This is a genomic window from Alicyclobacillus sp. CIJ1 (assembly GCF_057538885.1).
On sequence record NZ_BAAJPH010000033.1, the window covers coordinates 1 to 285 of the forward strand.

A 285-nucleotide genomic window follows, 5' to 3' on the forward strand; every position below is an offset into this window, starting at 1 on the left:
TCGAGCGGACCTCTTTTGAGGTCAGCGGCGGACGGGTGAGGAACACGTGGGTAATCTGCCTTTCAGACCGGAATAACGCCCGGAAACGGGCGCTAATGCCGGATACGCCCGCGAGGAGGCATCTTCTTGCGGGGAAAGGCCCGACTGGGCCGCTGAGAGAGGAGCCCGCGGCGCATTAGCTAGTTGGCGGGGTAACGGCCCACCAAGGCGACGATGCGTAGCCGACCTGAGAGGGTGACCGGCCACACTGGGACTGAGACACGGCCCAGACTCCTACGGGAGGCA

Annotated in this window: 1 rRNA gene; it reads left to right on the forward strand. The window is 64.6% G+C overall.

Features of this window, described 5'->3' with window-relative positions:
• Nucleotides 1–285, forward strand: a 16S ribosomal RNA gene (locus AC27E8_RS00260); the annotation flags it as partial.